The sequence below is a fragment of the Saccharothrix australiensis genome (assembly GCF_003634935.1).
GTDB lineage: Bacteria > Actinomycetota > Actinomycetes > Mycobacteriales > Pseudonocardiaceae > Actinosynnema > Actinosynnema australiense.
Genome location: NZ_RBXO01000001.1, coordinates 6,897,915 through 6,911,100 on the forward strand (window position 1 = coordinate 6,897,915; position 13,186 = coordinate 6,911,100).

Consider the following 13,186-nt stretch of genomic DNA (forward strand, 5'->3'; position numbering starts at 1 on the left):
CCGGTGTCCCGGTCAGCGCACGGCGTTGGCGCGGACGACCCGTTGGGCGTGCGTGACGAGCTGGACGTTGTCCCTGGTCAGCGTGCCGTCCGGGTTGTGGAGGGTGTCCTCCAGGCCGATGCGCGTGTCCAGTCCCAGCCGCACGGCGTGGTCCAGGACGGACCAGGCGTTGTCGTCCTCGCCGTGCAGCAGGATCGGCGCGCCCAGCGGGGCCAGCAGGCGCAGCAGGGCGTCCGCCTCGGCGGTGGTGCCGCCGGGCTGGACCTCGGCCAGGACGCGGCGCGTGCCGTCGGGCAGGCCCGCCGCGACCAGGGTGCGGGCGGCGTCCTCGTGGAACACGCCCAGTTCGAGGCCGACGCCGGCGGCCCGCAGCGCGTGCGCGACGTCCAGCCAGCCGTCCTCGTGGACGTTGACCGAGGCCACGTCGGGACGCCCGGCGGCCAGCCCCGCCCAGCCCGCGACCAGTTCCGCGCGGCGCACCGGGTCGGGCTGGACCCAGGCCGCGGTGGTGACGCCCAGCTCGGCGTGCGGCACGGCGGCGCGGATCACGGCGACGGCGGTCGCGACCTCGGGGCCGGCCAGGACCTCCCGCCCGGCCACGTCCCTCGGGTGCAGGTGGAAGTGCTTGACGCCGAGTTCGTGGAGGACGGCGGCGTCGGCCGCCAGCTGCTGCGGGGTCACCGGGAGCGCGGGGTGGCTCTCGGGCGCGCGGGCACCGTTCAGGCAGACCTGGATCACGCGGACCAGCGTCGCACGGCAGGAGGGGCGGGGCGAACCGCGCGCACGGCGGCCGCCCCGGTCGGTGGCGCGCTGATCAGGCGGGGTGCGGCGGTCGGGCGGAGTCGACGGCCTGGTGGGTCACGCGGTCGGGCGGGGTTCGGCGGTCAGCAGGGGTCCGGCGGCCGGGCAGGTGCGGCGTCCGGGCAGAGGTGCGGCGTCCGGGCGCGGACGGGGCGGCCGGGCGCGGGCGGGGGCTGCTTCCGGCGGGCGTGGGCGGGGCCGGCACCCCGCCACGCGCCGGCCGAGGTGGCCTCAGTAGCCCGGACGGGTGAACCGCGCGGCCTCGTGGATCACTCGATCGTGTGGTTATTAGCATCGGTCGGATGTTGACCGGCGCGCTCGAACTCCCCGACGGCTCCCGAGTCCGCGGCCGCGGCCTGCGGAACCCCGCGCCCGACGACGCGCCGTCGTACGGGCTCTACCTCGGCGGCTCGCGGTTGCGGCGCGGCCGGGAGTTCGACTGGGACCACGACTGGGTCGACTGGCCCGACTTCCTGCTGCCCCGGTCCACCCCGGACGCCGTCCGGTTGATCCGCGGCCTGCACGCGCGGGCCGTCGCGGGCGAGGACGTCGAGGTCGCGTGCGGCGGCGGGGTCGGTCGGACGGGGACGGTCATCTCGTGCCTGGCCGTGCTGGCGGGCGTGCCGTCCGACGCGGCGGTGGCGTGGACGCGGGCCCACTACCACCACCGCGCGGTGGAGACGCCCTGGCAGAAGTCCTGGGTCCGGCGGTTCCCCCGGCCGGGCGTCGGCTGAGCGGCCCGCGGAGCCCGCCTCGCCGGCCGCCGCGCTCGCCGATCACCGCGATCACCTCGTCAGTCCACCGCACTCGCCTCGTCAGTCCACCGCGCCCTCCCCGCCCACGGCGCCCTCCCCGCTTCCCTCGCCCACGGCGCCCTCCCCGCCGGCCGTGCCCGACCCCTCGGTCGCGCTCCCCTCGCCGGCCGTGCCCTGCTCCCCGGGCGTGGCCGACTCGTCGGCGGCGATGGTCGCCACCGCGGTCGCCGCCTTCGGCCCCTCCTGGAGCAGCACCCGGAACCCGGCCTCGTCCAGCACCGGCACCTTCAGCTGCAAAGCCTTGTCCGCCTTGGCCCCCGGCGCGTCGCCGACCACCACGAACGCCGTCTTCTTCGACACCGCGCCCACCGCCTTGCCGCCCCGCGCCAGGATCGCCTCCTTCGCCTCGTCCCGCGAGAAGCCCTCCAGCGACCCCGTCACCACGATCGACAGGCCCTCCAGGGTGCGCGGCACCGAGTCGTCGCGCTCCTCCGCCATGCGCACCCCGGCCTCGGCCCACTTGCGCACGACCTCCTGCCGCCACGGCGTCCCGACCCACTCGCGCACGGCCGACGCGATGGTCGGCCCGACGCCCTCGGCCGCCGCCAGCTCCTCCTCCGACGCCGCCCGGATGCGCTCCAGCGAGCCGAACTCCCGCGCCAGCGCCCGCGCCGCCGTCGGACCCACGTGCCGGATCGACAGCGCCACCAGCACCCTCCACAGGGGACGCCGCTTGACCGCCTCCAGGTTGTCCAGCAGCTTCACCGCGTTCGCCGTCAGCTCGCCGGACTGGGTGCGGAACAGCGGCACCTCGGCCAGCTTCGCCGCGTCCAGCCGGAACAGGTCGCCCTCGTCGCCGTACACCGGCGACTCGACCAGGGCCGCCGCGCCCTCGAACCCCAGCACCTCGATGTCCAGGGCCGACCGGGACGCCAGGTAGGCCAGGCGCTCGCGCAGCTGGCCGGGGCAGCCCGCCGCGTTCGGGCACCGGATGTCGACGTCGCCCTCCTTCATCGGGCGCAGCGCGTGGCCGCACTCCGGGCAGGTGGCGGGCATCTCGAACGGGCGGGCGTCGGCGGGGCGGGCGTCGACCACCGGGCCCAGCACCTCCGGGATCACGTCGCCCGCCTTGCGGATGACGATGCGGTCGCCGATGAGGACGCCCTTGCGCGCGACCTCGCTCGCGTTGTGCAGGGTCGCCCGCGCCACCGTGGAGCCGGCCACCTTCACCGGCTCCATCACGGCGAACGGCGTGACCCGGCCGGTGCGCCCCACCTGCACCTGGATGTCGAGCAGGGTGGTCGTCGCCTCCTCCGGCGGGTACTTGAAGGCGATCGCCCAGCGGGGCGCGCGGGACGTCGAGCCCAGCCTGCGCTGGAGCGGCACCGCGTCGACCTTCACCACCACGCCGTCGATCTCGTGCACGGCGTCGTGGCGGTGCGCGCCCCAGTGCGCGACGTGCGCGTCGATCTCCTCGAAGCTCGTCAGCACCCTGGTGTGCTCGGACACCGGCAGGCCCCAGGCCCGCAGCGCCTCGTACGCCTGCGACTGCGCGGCCGGTTCGAAACCCTCCCGCTTGCCCAGGCCGTGGCAGATCATCCGCAGCCGCCGCGACGCCGTGACCTTCGGGTCCTTCTGGCGCAGCGAGCCGGCGGCGGTGTTGCGCGGGTTCGCGAACGGCGGCTTGCCCGCCGCCACGAGCTTCGCGTTCAGCTCCAGGAAGTCCTCCACGGCGAAGAACACCTCGCCGCGCACCTCCACCAGCTCCGGCACCGGGTACTCGGCGGTGCCCGTCAGCGCCTCGGGCACGTCGCCCAGGGTGCGGGCGTTCAGCGTCACGTCCTCGCCGGTGCGCCCGTCGCCCCTGGTCAGCGCCCGCTCCAGGCGGCCGCGCCGGTAGAGCAGGTTGACCGCCAGGCCGTCGATCTTCAGCTCGCACAGGTACCGCGCGCCCGCGCCGACCTCCTTCTCCACCCGCTCGACCCACGCGCGCAGCTCGTCGCGCGAGAACACGTTGTCGAGGCTGAGCATCCGCTCCAGGTGGTCGACGGCGCGGAACTCGGTGGAGAACGTGCCGCCGACGAGCTGGGTCGGCGAGTCGGGCGTCGCCAGGCCGGGGTGCCGCTCCTCCAGCGCCTCCAGCTCGCGCAGCAGCGCGTCGAACTCACCGTCACTGACCGTCGGCGCGTCGAGGACGTAGTAGCGGAACTGGTGGCCGCGCACCTCCTCCGCGAGGGCCGCGTGGCGCTCCCGCGCGGCGGCGGGCACGTCCTCGACGCCCTCGGCGGCAACGCTGGTCTGATCGGGTGAGTCGCTGCTGGTCACGGGGTGAGCCTAACCAGGGGGCACGACAATTTCAGGAGGAGTCCCCACCCAGGCCGCGCACGAGTTCCCGCAGCTCCAGCAGGCTGATCGTGCCCTCCGGTTCGGCGGTGGCGGTTTCGACGCGGCCGAGCCGCTCGCCCGCCAGGCGCTCACCGAGGGTGACGTCCAGCGGGAGGAACGTCATCGTCCGCCGCTGCGCGTCGTCGAGTTCGGCGAACAGCGGGTGGAACACGGCGACGTCCACCAGGCCGTCGTCGACCTGCGCGACGACCCGCACGTCGGCCAGCCGGACGCGCCGCGCGCCCAGGTTGACGGTGACCCCGGTCGGGTCCGGCACGGGCGGCACCGAGTCGTGGTACTCCCAGATCATGTCCTCGGGCGGCGCGGCGGCGCGCCACGCGTCGGTGTAGGGGCGCAGGCGCGGGTCCTCCTGGCCGCTGACGACCAGCGCGTAGATCGCGCGGTGGCCGCGTTCGAGGGAGAAGTGCAGGTCGGGGTGGACGGCGGCGACCAGCTCGCACAGCTCGTTCTCGACGCGGTGCGGCTCGCCGTCGCCGAGCGCCGCGCTCACGGTGGGCAGCAGGTCGGACCACCGCCGCCAGAACGCGTCCGCCGCCTCGGCCGGGTTCGGCAGGTGCGCGGGCGGCGGGACGGGCTCGGTGCGTCGGCGGAACCAGCTCATGCGCCCATTGAACTACGGCGGGTCGCCACCGCGAGGAGTTCCGCGGCGGGTCCCACGAGCCGCCGGCCGCCCGGCCACACGGCCCGCAGCACGCGCCGCAGGTCCAGGCCCTCCACCGGGACCTCCACCAGCCTGCCGTCGGCGAGGTCCAGGGCGACCGCCAGCACGCTCAGCACGGCGGGCGCGACACCGGCGACGACCGCGCCGCGCACGGCCGTCGTGGAGCCCAGTTCGAGGGCGGGCGGGCAGGCGTCGGGCAGGGCCCGGTCGAGGGTGTCGCGGGTGCCCGAGCCCCGTTCCCGGACCACGAGCGGGGTCCGGGCGAGTTCGTCGGCGGTGATCGGGCGGCGCGCCCAGCGGTGCCCCGGCGGCACGACCACGGCGAGCCGGTCCGCGGCGACCTCGCGCGCCGACAGCCGGGCCAGCGGGCCGGGCGCCTCCACGAAGCCGAGGTCCACCGCGCCCTCGCGGACCAGCCTGGCCACCGTCACCGAGTTCGTGACGCGCAGGCCCACGTGCAGGTCGGGCCGGGTGCGGCGGAGTTCGGCGAGCCAGCCGGGCGCGAGGTGCTCGGCGACGGTCATGCTCGCCGCGACCCGCAGCTCGGCCTCGCGGGACGCGCGCAGCGCCGCCGCGCCCGCGAGCAGCCCGGCCATCTCGTCCAGCACGCGCCGCGCCCGCTCGGTGACCACCACGCCCGCCGGCGTCAGCACCGAGCCGCGCCGGCCGCGGTCCACCAGCACGAGCCCGAGGCGGCGCTCCAGGGTGGCGAGCCGCTTGCTCGCCGACGGCTGCGCGACGCCCAGCTCCTGCGCGGCCCGGCCGAGGCTGCCCAGCTCGCCCACGAGCACCAGCAGCCGCAGGGACGCCAGGTCGGGCGGATCGGTCATAGTGCGAGGGTATGACTTCATCGCCGATGTCCGCCTACCGGCGCGCGAGCGGGCGGCACAGGCTGGGGTGGTGCTGATCGCCGCGCTCGTCCTCGGTGTCCTGGTGGGTGGCCGGTTGCCGGACCTGGCCCCGATCACGCGGCGGCTGCTGCGCGCCGGGGTGGTGCTGCTGGGGTTGCAGCTGTCGCTGCCGCAGCTGCTGGCGCTGGGGCCGGGCATCCTGCTGGCGGCGGTGGTCACGGTGGGCGTGACGTTCGCCGGCACCGTGTGGCTCGGCCGGTGCCTGGGTCTGCCGCGCGGGCTGTGCGTGCTGGTCGCCGGCGGGTTCTCGATCTGCGGCGCGTCGGCCATCGCCGCGGTCGCGTCGGAGCGGGACGAGGAGCACGTCGCCACCGGTGTCGCGCTGGTGACGCTGTTCGGCACCCTGACCATGATCGCCCTGCCGCTGCTGGGCGCGTCGCCGGAGTGGATCGGGCTGAGCGTGCACGAGGTGGCCCAGGTGGCCGCCGCCGCGCCCGCGGGCGGCCTGGCGACGGCGATGGCGGTGAAGCTGAGCCGGGTGGCGCTGCTCGCGCCGGTGGCGGCGCTGGCGAACCGGCGGCGCGGACCGGTCGTGCCGCTGTTCCTGCTGGGTTTCCTGGCGATGGTGGCGGTCCGGTCGGCGGACCTGCTGCCGCCGGCCGCGGTGGACGTGGCCCGGACGTCCACCACCGTGCTGTTCGCGGCGGCCATGTTCGGGCTGGGCACGGCGGTCCGGCCGAAGAGCCTGCTGGCGACCGGACCGCGCGCCCTGCTGCTGGGGCTGCTGGCGACGCTGCTGGTGTGCTCGGTGGGCTACCTCTCGCTGCGGGTGGTGTGAGCGCGCAGCAGGTCGGCGTTGAGCCGGGTGATGGTGCTCAGCGGGATGCCCTTGGGGCACACCGCGGTGCACTCCCCCGTGTTGGTGCAGCCGCCGAAGCCCAGCGCGTCGTGCTCGGCCACCATGTCGCGCGCCCGCGAGTACCGCTCGGGCTGCCCCTGCGGCAGGACGCCGAGGTGGGTGGCCTTGGCGGCGGTGAACAGCATCGCCGACCCGTTCGGGCAGGCCGCGACGCACGCTCCGCAGCCGATGCACGCCGCCGCCTCGAACGCCGTGTCGGCGTCCGGTTTCGGCACGGGCGTGGCGTGGGCCTCGGGCGCGCTGCCCGTCGGCACGCTGACGTACCCGCCGGCGGCCACGATGCGGTCGAACGCCGACCGGTCCACCACCAGGTCGCGCACCACCGGGAACGGCTCGGCGCGCCACGGCTCGACGGTGAGCACGTCGCCGTCGGAGAAGTGCCGCAGGTGCAGCTGGCACGCCGTGGTCGCCTTCTGCGGCCCGTGCGCGACACCGTTGATCATCACGCCGCACATGCCGCAGATGCCCTCGCGGCAGTCGTGGTCGAACGCGACCGGTTCCTCGCCGGCCAGCACGAGCCGCTCGTTGAGCACGTCGAGGGCTTCCAGGAACGACATGTCCGGCGACAGGCCGTCCACCGGGTACTCGACCAGCCGTCCGGTCGCCCCGTGCTGCCGCCAGATCCGCAGGGTGAGTTTCACGTGTAGCTCCGGGTGGTCGGCTTGACGTGTTCGAAAACGAGTTCTTCCTTGTGCAGCACGGGTTCCGCGCCGGTGAACTCCCACGCCGCGACGTAGGAGAAGCGGTCGTCGTCGCGCAGCGCCTCGCCGTCCGGCGTCTGGCTCTCGGACCGGAAGTGGCCGCCGCAGGACTCCTCGCGGTGCAGGGCGTCGACGCACATCAGCTCGGCCAGCTCGAAGAAGTCCGCGACCCGGCCCGCCTTCTCCAGCTCCTGGTTGAGCCGCGCGCCCGTGCCGGGCACCTTCACCCGCGCCCAGAACTCCTCGCGCAGCTCCGGGATGCGCTCCAGCGCCTTGCGCAGCCCGGCTTCGCCGCGCTCCATGCCGCACTGGTCCCACATCAGGCGCCCCAGCTCGCGGTGGAACGACTCGACCGTGCGGTCGCCGTCCACCGCGAGCAGGGTCTTCACCCGGCCGCGCACCTCGGACACGGTGTCCGCCACGGCCGGGTGGTCCTCGGCGAGCGGTGCGAAGGGCGCGTCGGCGAGGTAGTCGCCGATCACGCCGGGCAGCACGAAGTAGCCGTCGGCCAGGCCCTGCATGAGGGCGCTCGCGCCGAGCCGGTTCGCGCCGTGGTCGGAGAAGTTCGCCTCCCCGATGACGTACAGGCCGGGGATGTTGGACCGCAGGTCGTAGTCCACCCACAGGCCGCCCATCGTGTAGTGCACGGCCGGGTAGATGCGCATCGGCACCCGGTACGGGTCGTCGCCGGTGATGCGCTGGTACATCTCGAAGAGGTTGCCGTAGCGCTGCTCCACCGCGGGCGCGCCCAGGCGCGCGATGGCGTCGGCGAAGTCCAGGTAGACGCCGCGCTTCTCGTCGGAGATGTTCTTCGCGGCGCGGGACGCGATGTCGCGCGGGACGAGGTTGCCGAAGCTGGGGTACATGCGCTCCAGGAAGTAGTCGCGCTCGGCGTCCGGGATGTCGTTGGGCGGCCGGGTGTCGGTCGGGTTCGCGGGCACCCACACGCGGCCGTCGTTGCGCAGCGACTCGCTCATCAGCGTCAGCTTCGACTGGTGGTCGCCGCTGATCGGGATGCACGTAGGGTGGATCTGGGTGAAGCAGGGGTTCGCGAACAGCGCGCCCCGGCGGTGCGCCCGCCAGATGGCGGTGGCGTTGCAGCCCTTGGCGTTCGTGGACAGGTGGAACACGTTGCCGTAGCCGCCGGTGGCGAGGACGACGGCGTCGGCGAAGTGCGTGGACACCGCGCCCGACACCAGGTCACGCACGACGATCCCGCGGGCGCGGCCGTCGACGACGACCAGGTCCAGCATCTCCGTTCGCGGGTGCACCTCCACCCGGCCGGCGTCGACCTGCCGCTGCATCGCCTGGTAAGCGCCGAGGAGGAGTTGCTGCCCGGTCTGGCCGCGGGCGTAGAACGTGCGGGACACCTGGGCGCCGCCGAAGGACCTCGTGTCCAGCAGGCCGCCGTACTCGCGGGCGAACGGCACGCCCTGCGCCACGCACTGGTCGATGATCTCGACGCTGAGCTGCGCCAGGCGGTGGACGTTCGACTCGCGCGAGCGGAAGTCGCCGCCCTTCACCGTGTCGTAGAACAGGCGGTGCACGCTGTCGCCGTCGTTGCGGTAGTTCTTGGCGGCGTTGATGCCGCCCTGGGCGGCGATGCTGTGCGCGCGGCGCGGGCTGTCCTGGTAGCAGAACGACTTCACGCGGTACCCCAGCTCGCCCAGCGTCGCGGCGGCGGCGCCGCCCGCCAGGCCGGTGCCGACCACGATGACGGTGCGGTTGCGCCGGTTCGCCGGGTTGACCAGGCGGGCGGAGAACCTCCTGCGGTCCCAGCGGGACTCGATCGGACCGGCCGGCGCGCGCTGGTCGGAGATCGGCGGACCTTCGGTGTACAAGGGCATGTCAGCTCACCAATCCGGTGAAGACGGCGAAGGGGACGGAGAGGAAACCGGCGCAGATCACGACCGCCACGCCCAGGCCGAGGACGCGCGACGTGGTGACGCCCAGCGTGCGGGTGGCGCTCCACACGCCGTGCCGGAGGTGGAAGCCCAGGGCCAGCACGGCGACCGCGTAGGCCAGCACCACGTACCAGCGCTGGAAGTCGGCGACGACGTTGGCGTGGATCGCGCCCTCCACACCGTGCGGGTTGAGCACACCGACGGTGAGGTCGAGCAGGTGGTAGACCACGAACAGCGCGATGATCACGCCGCCCCACCGCATGGTGCGCGCGGCGTAGGAGCCCTGCACGACCCGCCGGTGCTCGTACCGGCCGCGGGCCCGGCGCGCCCGCGCGGTGAGCTGGTAGGCGGCGACGAAGTGCAGCACGACGCACGCGAGCAGCCCGACCCGCACCGGCCAGACCACCCCGATGGCCCGCAGCCACCGCCCGTACGCGTCCAGCGCGCCCGGCCCGGCGAACACGGCGAGGTTGCCGATCATGTGCGCCACGACGTAGAGGAACAACGCGGCACCGGTGACCGCCATGACCGCCTTCTTGCCGATCGTGCTGCGGTAAAGCCGAATCGTGTCCACGTCTCCGACGCTAGGAACCGGTGTGACGAGTCGTCCAATACATCGTTAACTGCCTGACGATAGCCTGGGGCTATGACGCTCCAGCAGCTCGCGTACTTCCTGGCAGTGGCCCGGACACGGCACTTCACGAAGGCCGCCGAGGAGGCGCGTGTGGCGCAGCCCTCACTGTCCAAGCAGATCCAGGCGCTGGAGAAGGAGCTCGGCGCGGAGCTGTTCAGCCGGGCGCGCGGCAACATCACGCTCACGCCGGCGGGCGAGGCGCTGTTGCCCGTCGCCGGCCGCATCCTGTCCGATGTGGACACCGCCCGGCTGGAGGTCGCCGAGCTGGTCGGCCTGCGGCGCGGCCGGGTGCGGGTCGGCGCGACGCCGAGCCTGTGCGGCAGCCTGTTCGCCGACGTCATCAAGCGCTACCACGACGCGTACCCCGGCATCCGGGTGGCGGTCACCGAGGGCGGGTCGCGGGACCTGGTGCGGGCGCTGGAGGCGGGCGAGCTGGACCTGGCGCTGGTCATCGTCTCACCGGCGGACGCCAACCGGGCGCTCACCGTCGCGCCGGTCCTGCGGGAGGAACTGGTCGTCGCGTCCGCGCGACCCCTCGGCGTGGAGCGGATGCGCCTGACCGACCTGGAGGACCACCCGCTGGTGATGTTCCGACCGGGGTACGACCTGCGGGAGACGACGCTCGCGGCGTGCCGCGGCGCCGGGTTCGAGCCGCAGTTCGCCGTGGAGGGCGGCGAGATGGACGCCGTGCTGCGGTTCGTCGAGGTGGGCTTGGGCGTGGCGATCGTGCCCAGCACCGTGCTCGCGGCGCGGTCCCTGCACGGCACGCCGCTCGCGCCCAGCACCACCCGGACGGTGGGCCTGGCGCACCGGACGGACGTCGCGCCGACCACCGCCGCGCGGGCGTTCCAGAACGTCCTGCTGGGCTTCCTGCGCGGGGCGGAGATGCCCGCGGGCGTCCACCTGGCGACGTCCTGAGCAGGTGGCCACGAGCCGTGGACCGGGGGTGAGCGCCCCTCGTGCGCGGTGGGGAGGAAGAGGTCGTGCCCCGCGGTCCTTCCGGTCGCCTGGCCCGACCGGCGCGACGGCGAGGCCGGGGATCGCGCGCGGGAGCGGTGATCCTAGGCTGGACCGGGTGTTGATCAGACGCGAGACACCCGATGACGTCAGAGCCATCACGGAGGTCACCGACGCGGCGTTCGCCGAGCGACCCGGCGGCGAGTCCTGGCTGGTGACCGAGCTGCGCGCCGACGCGGGCTGGCTGCCCGCCCTCTCCCTCGTCGCCGAGGACGGGTCCGGCGAGGTCGTCGGGCACGTGGTGGCCACCAGGGGCACCGTGAACGGCGCGCCCGCGCTCGGCCTCGGGCCGCTCAGCGTGCGACCGGACCACCAGGGGCGGGGTGTCGGGAAGGCGCTCATGCACACCGTGCTGGGCGCGGCCGACGCCCTCGGCGAACCGCTGGTGGCGCTGCTCGGCGAACCGCGCTACTACGCCCGGTTCGGCTTCCGGCCGGCGCAGGAGCACGGCGTGCTGCCGCCGAACCCGGAGTGGGGGCCGTACTTCCAGGTCCGGACCCTGCACGCGTACAGCCCGAACCTGCGCGGGCCGTTCCGCTACGCCGAGCCGTTCGAACGGCTGTGACGGGCTCGACCGGGTGAGGTCCGGCGGGGCGGCGGGCGGGTGGTCCCGCCGCCCCGCCGGGCGGTCAGGAGAGGGAGAACGCCAGCGCGGCCGTCGCGGTGAAGTCGATCGCCGGTTCGGAGCTCGGCCACGACCTCAGCTCGTCCACGAACCGGGACGTCGCCGAGTCGAACTGCGTCGGGTAGGGCTTGGCGCACGGGATCGCGCCCTCGGGCATCTCGCCGAGGCCGTCGAACAGCGCCGCCGCGTTCGGGCCGTTGATCACCGCGCCGACCAGGACGCGGTGGCCGCCGTCCGGGTCGCCGGACAGGTTCGCCGCCTGGTGGTGCGGGCACTCCGGGAACCGGCTGCCGACACCGACGACGAGCGTGGTGCCCCACGCGTTCGCGCCCAGCGCGAAGTTGCGCTGCTGCACGCCGAACGCGTCGAACGACCGGTCGCCGGTCACCTCGCGGTACAGGCGCGCGGTCGCCGCGAACCCGAAGCTGCGGGTGGCGGCGTCGAACGCGGCCACGTCGGCGGCCGTGCGGAACGGGCTGCGCGCGGCGCTGTCCACACCGGACTGGAGCTGCCGCCGCAGGTCGCCGACGAGCTGCGCCTCCGTCACCTCCGCGCCCGGCACGCCCGCGCGCAGCAGCCGGACCAGGTCGCGGTGGCCCAGCGCGCTGGTGTTGTAGACGTTGAGCGTGTCGGTGTCGCCACTGGCCAGGTACACCGACGCCCAGTGGGTCGCCGCACGCGCCCAGCCCGCCGCGCGCGGGTCGCGGAGCGCCTTGCCGGCCAGGGCCAGCTGGGTCGCGCCGAACTCCAGGTCGTCCGCCCACGAGTCCTCGGGGTAGTAGGCGTGCGGGAACGCCGTCACCAGCTCGCCCACGTCCGCCGTCTTGGCCCGCGCGAACAGCGACGCCGCCTGCTCCAGCAGGGCGCGGGCGCGCTTCGGGTCGCGCCGGGCCTCGACCTGCGCGGCCAGCGCGAAGGACGCGGTCACGCGGCCGACCAGGTTGGGGCTGATCCGCTCGCCCGGCTCGTTGGCCGCGAACACGGGGCGGTGCTTGATGAAGTACTTCGCGTCGCCGGGCCGCACGTCGAGCCGGTCGTCGTCCTCCGGCAGCCGCCACACGTCGTGGTCGCCGAGGAAGCCGTGCTCGGTGCTGCCGGTGCCGATGCCGACCTGGGCGTAGAGGACGCCGCGGTCGGCGTCCCAGACCTTGTCCAGCCACCGCAGCCCGAACCGGGTCTCGGCGGACAGCGCCGGATTCGACCGGTCGCGCTGCGCGAACAGCAGCGACGCCGTCGCGTACGCCGAGGCGTGCGTGAACTTCACGAAGTCGCCCGCGTCGAACCAGCCGCCCTCCACGTCGACGGTGCGGCCCGTGGGGCGCAGCGGCTCGGCGAGCTGGTCGCCGCCGTCGCCGCGGAACACCGGCGTGGCGTAGACGGTCGCCGCCCGGTCGGTCAGGTGCGCGGGCTTGCGGCCGAGCCTGCCCGGCACGACGTCCCGACCGTCCCGCTGCGCCTGGAAGAACTCGACAGTGCGGTCGGCGACCGGGTCGAACAGGTCGCCGCCGACCCGGAACGGCGGCGACGTCACGCCCGCCGCCCGGACCCGGTAGGTGCCCGCCTCGGTCAGGCCGGAGAAGTCGATCGGCTGCACCGCGCCGTACCTCGCGCTCCACCCGCCCAGCGACGCGCCGAGCCGGCCCGACCACGCGGTGCGGCCCTTCGCGTCGACCACGGAGAAGCGGCCGGACACCGCCGACGGCGTCATCAGGTACGCCTGCTTCGACTCGCCCGCGCCGTAGCCGACCTGGTCCACCCGCACCTGCCCGACCGGGGCGGCCTGGGCCGGCACGGCGGTCACCGAACCGATCAAGGCCAGCACCGACGCCAACGCCCACCGTGGGAACCGCATGGAACCTCCGCTCCGGCCGGCGGCGGTGGCCTATGTAAAGAGACCTCACTAATTGCGGAG

12 protein-coding genes are annotated in these 13,186 nt (G+C 74.6%); 4 read left to right on the top strand and 8 right to left on the bottom strand.

Features of this window, described 5'->3' with window-relative positions; translation table 11 throughout:
• Positions 1-12: 12 nt before the first annotated feature.
• Complete coding sequence (locus tag C8E97_RS29280; protein ID WP_121008666.1) at positions 13-738, bottom strand: 3-keto-5-aminohexanoate cleavage protein; 726 nt, start codon at positions 736-738, stop codon at positions 13-15.
• Between the two features lie 365 nt (positions 739-1,103).
• Between C8E97_RS29280 and C8E97_RS29285 the strand changes: the two genes are divergently transcribed.
• Positions 1,104-1,535 (top strand): phosphatase domain-containing protein, encoded by a 432-nt coding sequence (locus tag C8E97_RS29285; RefSeq protein WP_121008668.1) that lies wholly within the window; start codon positions 1,104-1,106, stop codon positions 1,533-1,535.
• A gap of 81 nt (positions 1,536-1,616) precedes the next feature.
• Here the strand turns inward: C8E97_RS29285 and ligA are convergent, their stop codons facing one another.
• Genes ligA through C8E97_RS29300 form a run of 3 tightly spaced genes read right to left on the bottom strand, consistent with a single transcriptional unit; the run spans position 1,617 to position 5,453 of the window.
• Positions 1,617-3,881: an NAD-dependent DNA ligase LigA gene (gene ligA, locus C8E97_RS29290; RefSeq protein ID WP_121008670.1), complete on the bottom strand. Its 2,265-nt coding sequence runs from the start codon at positions 3,879-3,881 to the stop codon at positions 1,617-1,619.
• A gap of 31 nt (positions 3,882-3,912) precedes the next feature.
• Positions 3,913-4,563, bottom strand: a complete 651-nt coding sequence (locus C8E97_RS29295; RefSeq protein WP_121008672.1) for a hypothetical protein — start codon at positions 4,561-4,563, stop codon at positions 3,913-3,915.
• A complete protein-coding gene (locus C8E97_RS29300; RefSeq protein ID WP_121008674.1) occupies positions 4,560-5,453 on the bottom strand; it encodes a LysR family transcriptional regulator in 894 nt (297 codons plus the stop codon). Before C8E97_RS29300 ends, C8E97_RS29295 begins: the two co-directional genes overlap by 4 nt.
• A gap of 19 nt (positions 5,454-5,472) precedes the next feature.
• On the opposite strand from C8E97_RS29300, the gene C8E97_RS29305 reads away from it, so the two are divergent.
• Positions 5,473-6,312 (top strand): YeiH family protein, encoded by an 840-nt coding sequence (locus C8E97_RS29305; RefSeq protein ID WP_121012657.1) that lies wholly within the window; start codon positions 5,473-5,475, stop codon positions 6,310-6,312.
• On the opposite strand, the gene C8E97_RS29310 is transcribed toward C8E97_RS29305, so the two are convergent.
• From C8E97_RS29310 to C8E97_RS29320, 3 genes are read right to left on the bottom strand one after another with little or no spacing between them, the layout of a single operon-like run.
• The gene (locus C8E97_RS29310; protein WP_121008676.1) at positions 6,288-7,034 is read right to left on the bottom strand and encodes a succinate dehydrogenase/fumarate reductase iron-sulfur subunit; all 747 of its coding nucleotides are present in this window, start codon (positions 7,032-7,034) and stop codon (positions 6,288-6,290) included. The two genes, C8E97_RS29305 and C8E97_RS29310, sit on opposite strands and share 25 nt — an antisense overlap.
• Positions 7,031-8,941, bottom strand: coding sequence for a fumarate reductase/succinate dehydrogenase flavoprotein subunit (locus C8E97_RS29315; protein WP_121008678.1), 1,911 nt, complete (start codon positions 8,939-8,941; stop codon positions 7,031-7,033). The genes C8E97_RS29310 and C8E97_RS29315 overlap by 4 nt, the downstream gene beginning before the upstream one ends.
• Before the next feature lies 1 nt (position 8,942).
• Complete coding sequence (locus tag C8E97_RS29320; RefSeq protein ID WP_281275482.1) at positions 8,943-9,572, bottom strand: succinate dehydrogenase cytochrome b subunit; 630 nt, start codon at positions 9,570-9,572, stop codon at positions 8,943-8,945.
• A 72-nt stretch (positions 9,573-9,644) separates the two neighbouring features.
• On the opposite strand from C8E97_RS29320, the gene C8E97_RS29325 reads away from it, so the two are divergent.
• Entirely contained in the window at positions 9,645-10,550 is a 906-nt protein-coding gene (locus C8E97_RS29325; RefSeq protein ID WP_121008680.1) for a LysR family transcriptional regulator, read from the top strand.
• A gap of 157 nt (positions 10,551-10,707) precedes the next feature.
• Positions 10,708-11,214, top strand: a complete 507-nt coding sequence (locus C8E97_RS29330) for a GNAT family N-acetyltransferase (RefSeq protein ID WP_121008682.1) — start codon at positions 10,708-10,710, stop codon at positions 11,212-11,214.
• Between the two features lie 64 nt (positions 11,215-11,278).
• Here C8E97_RS29330 and C8E97_RS29335 read toward each other — a convergent pair whose 3' ends face one another.
• The gene (locus C8E97_RS29335; protein WP_121008684.1) at positions 11,279-13,126 is read right to left on the bottom strand and encodes a glycoside hydrolase family 9 protein; all 1,848 of its coding nucleotides are present in this window, start codon (positions 13,124-13,126) and stop codon (positions 11,279-11,281) included.
• Positions 13,127-13,186: the final 60 nt, after the last annotated feature.

Coding starts and splice junctions, on each gene's coding strand:
- C8E97_RS29285 (WP_121008668.1), top strand. CDS start 1,104: ATGTTGACCGGCGCGCTCGAACTCCCCGACGGCTCCCGAGTCCGCGGC.
- C8E97_RS29295 (WP_121008672.1), bottom strand. CDS start 4,563: ATGAGCTGGTTCCGCCGACGCACCGAGCCCGTCCCGCCGCCCGCGCAC.
- C8E97_RS29300 (WP_121008674.1), bottom strand. CDS start 5,453: ATGACCGATCCGCCCGACCTGGCGTCCCTGCGGCTGCTGGTGCTCGTG.
- C8E97_RS29315 (WP_121008678.1), bottom strand. CDS start 8,941: ATGCCCTTGTACACCGAAGGTCCGCCGATCTCCGACCAGCGCGCGCCG.
- C8E97_RS29335 (WP_121008684.1), bottom strand. CDS start 13,126: ATGCGGTTCCCACGGTGGGCGTTGGCGTCGGTGCTGGCCTTGATCGGT.
- C8E97_RS29325 (WP_121008680.1), top strand. CDS start 9,645: ATGACGCTCCAGCAGCTCGCGTACTTCCTGGCAGTGGCCCGGACACGG.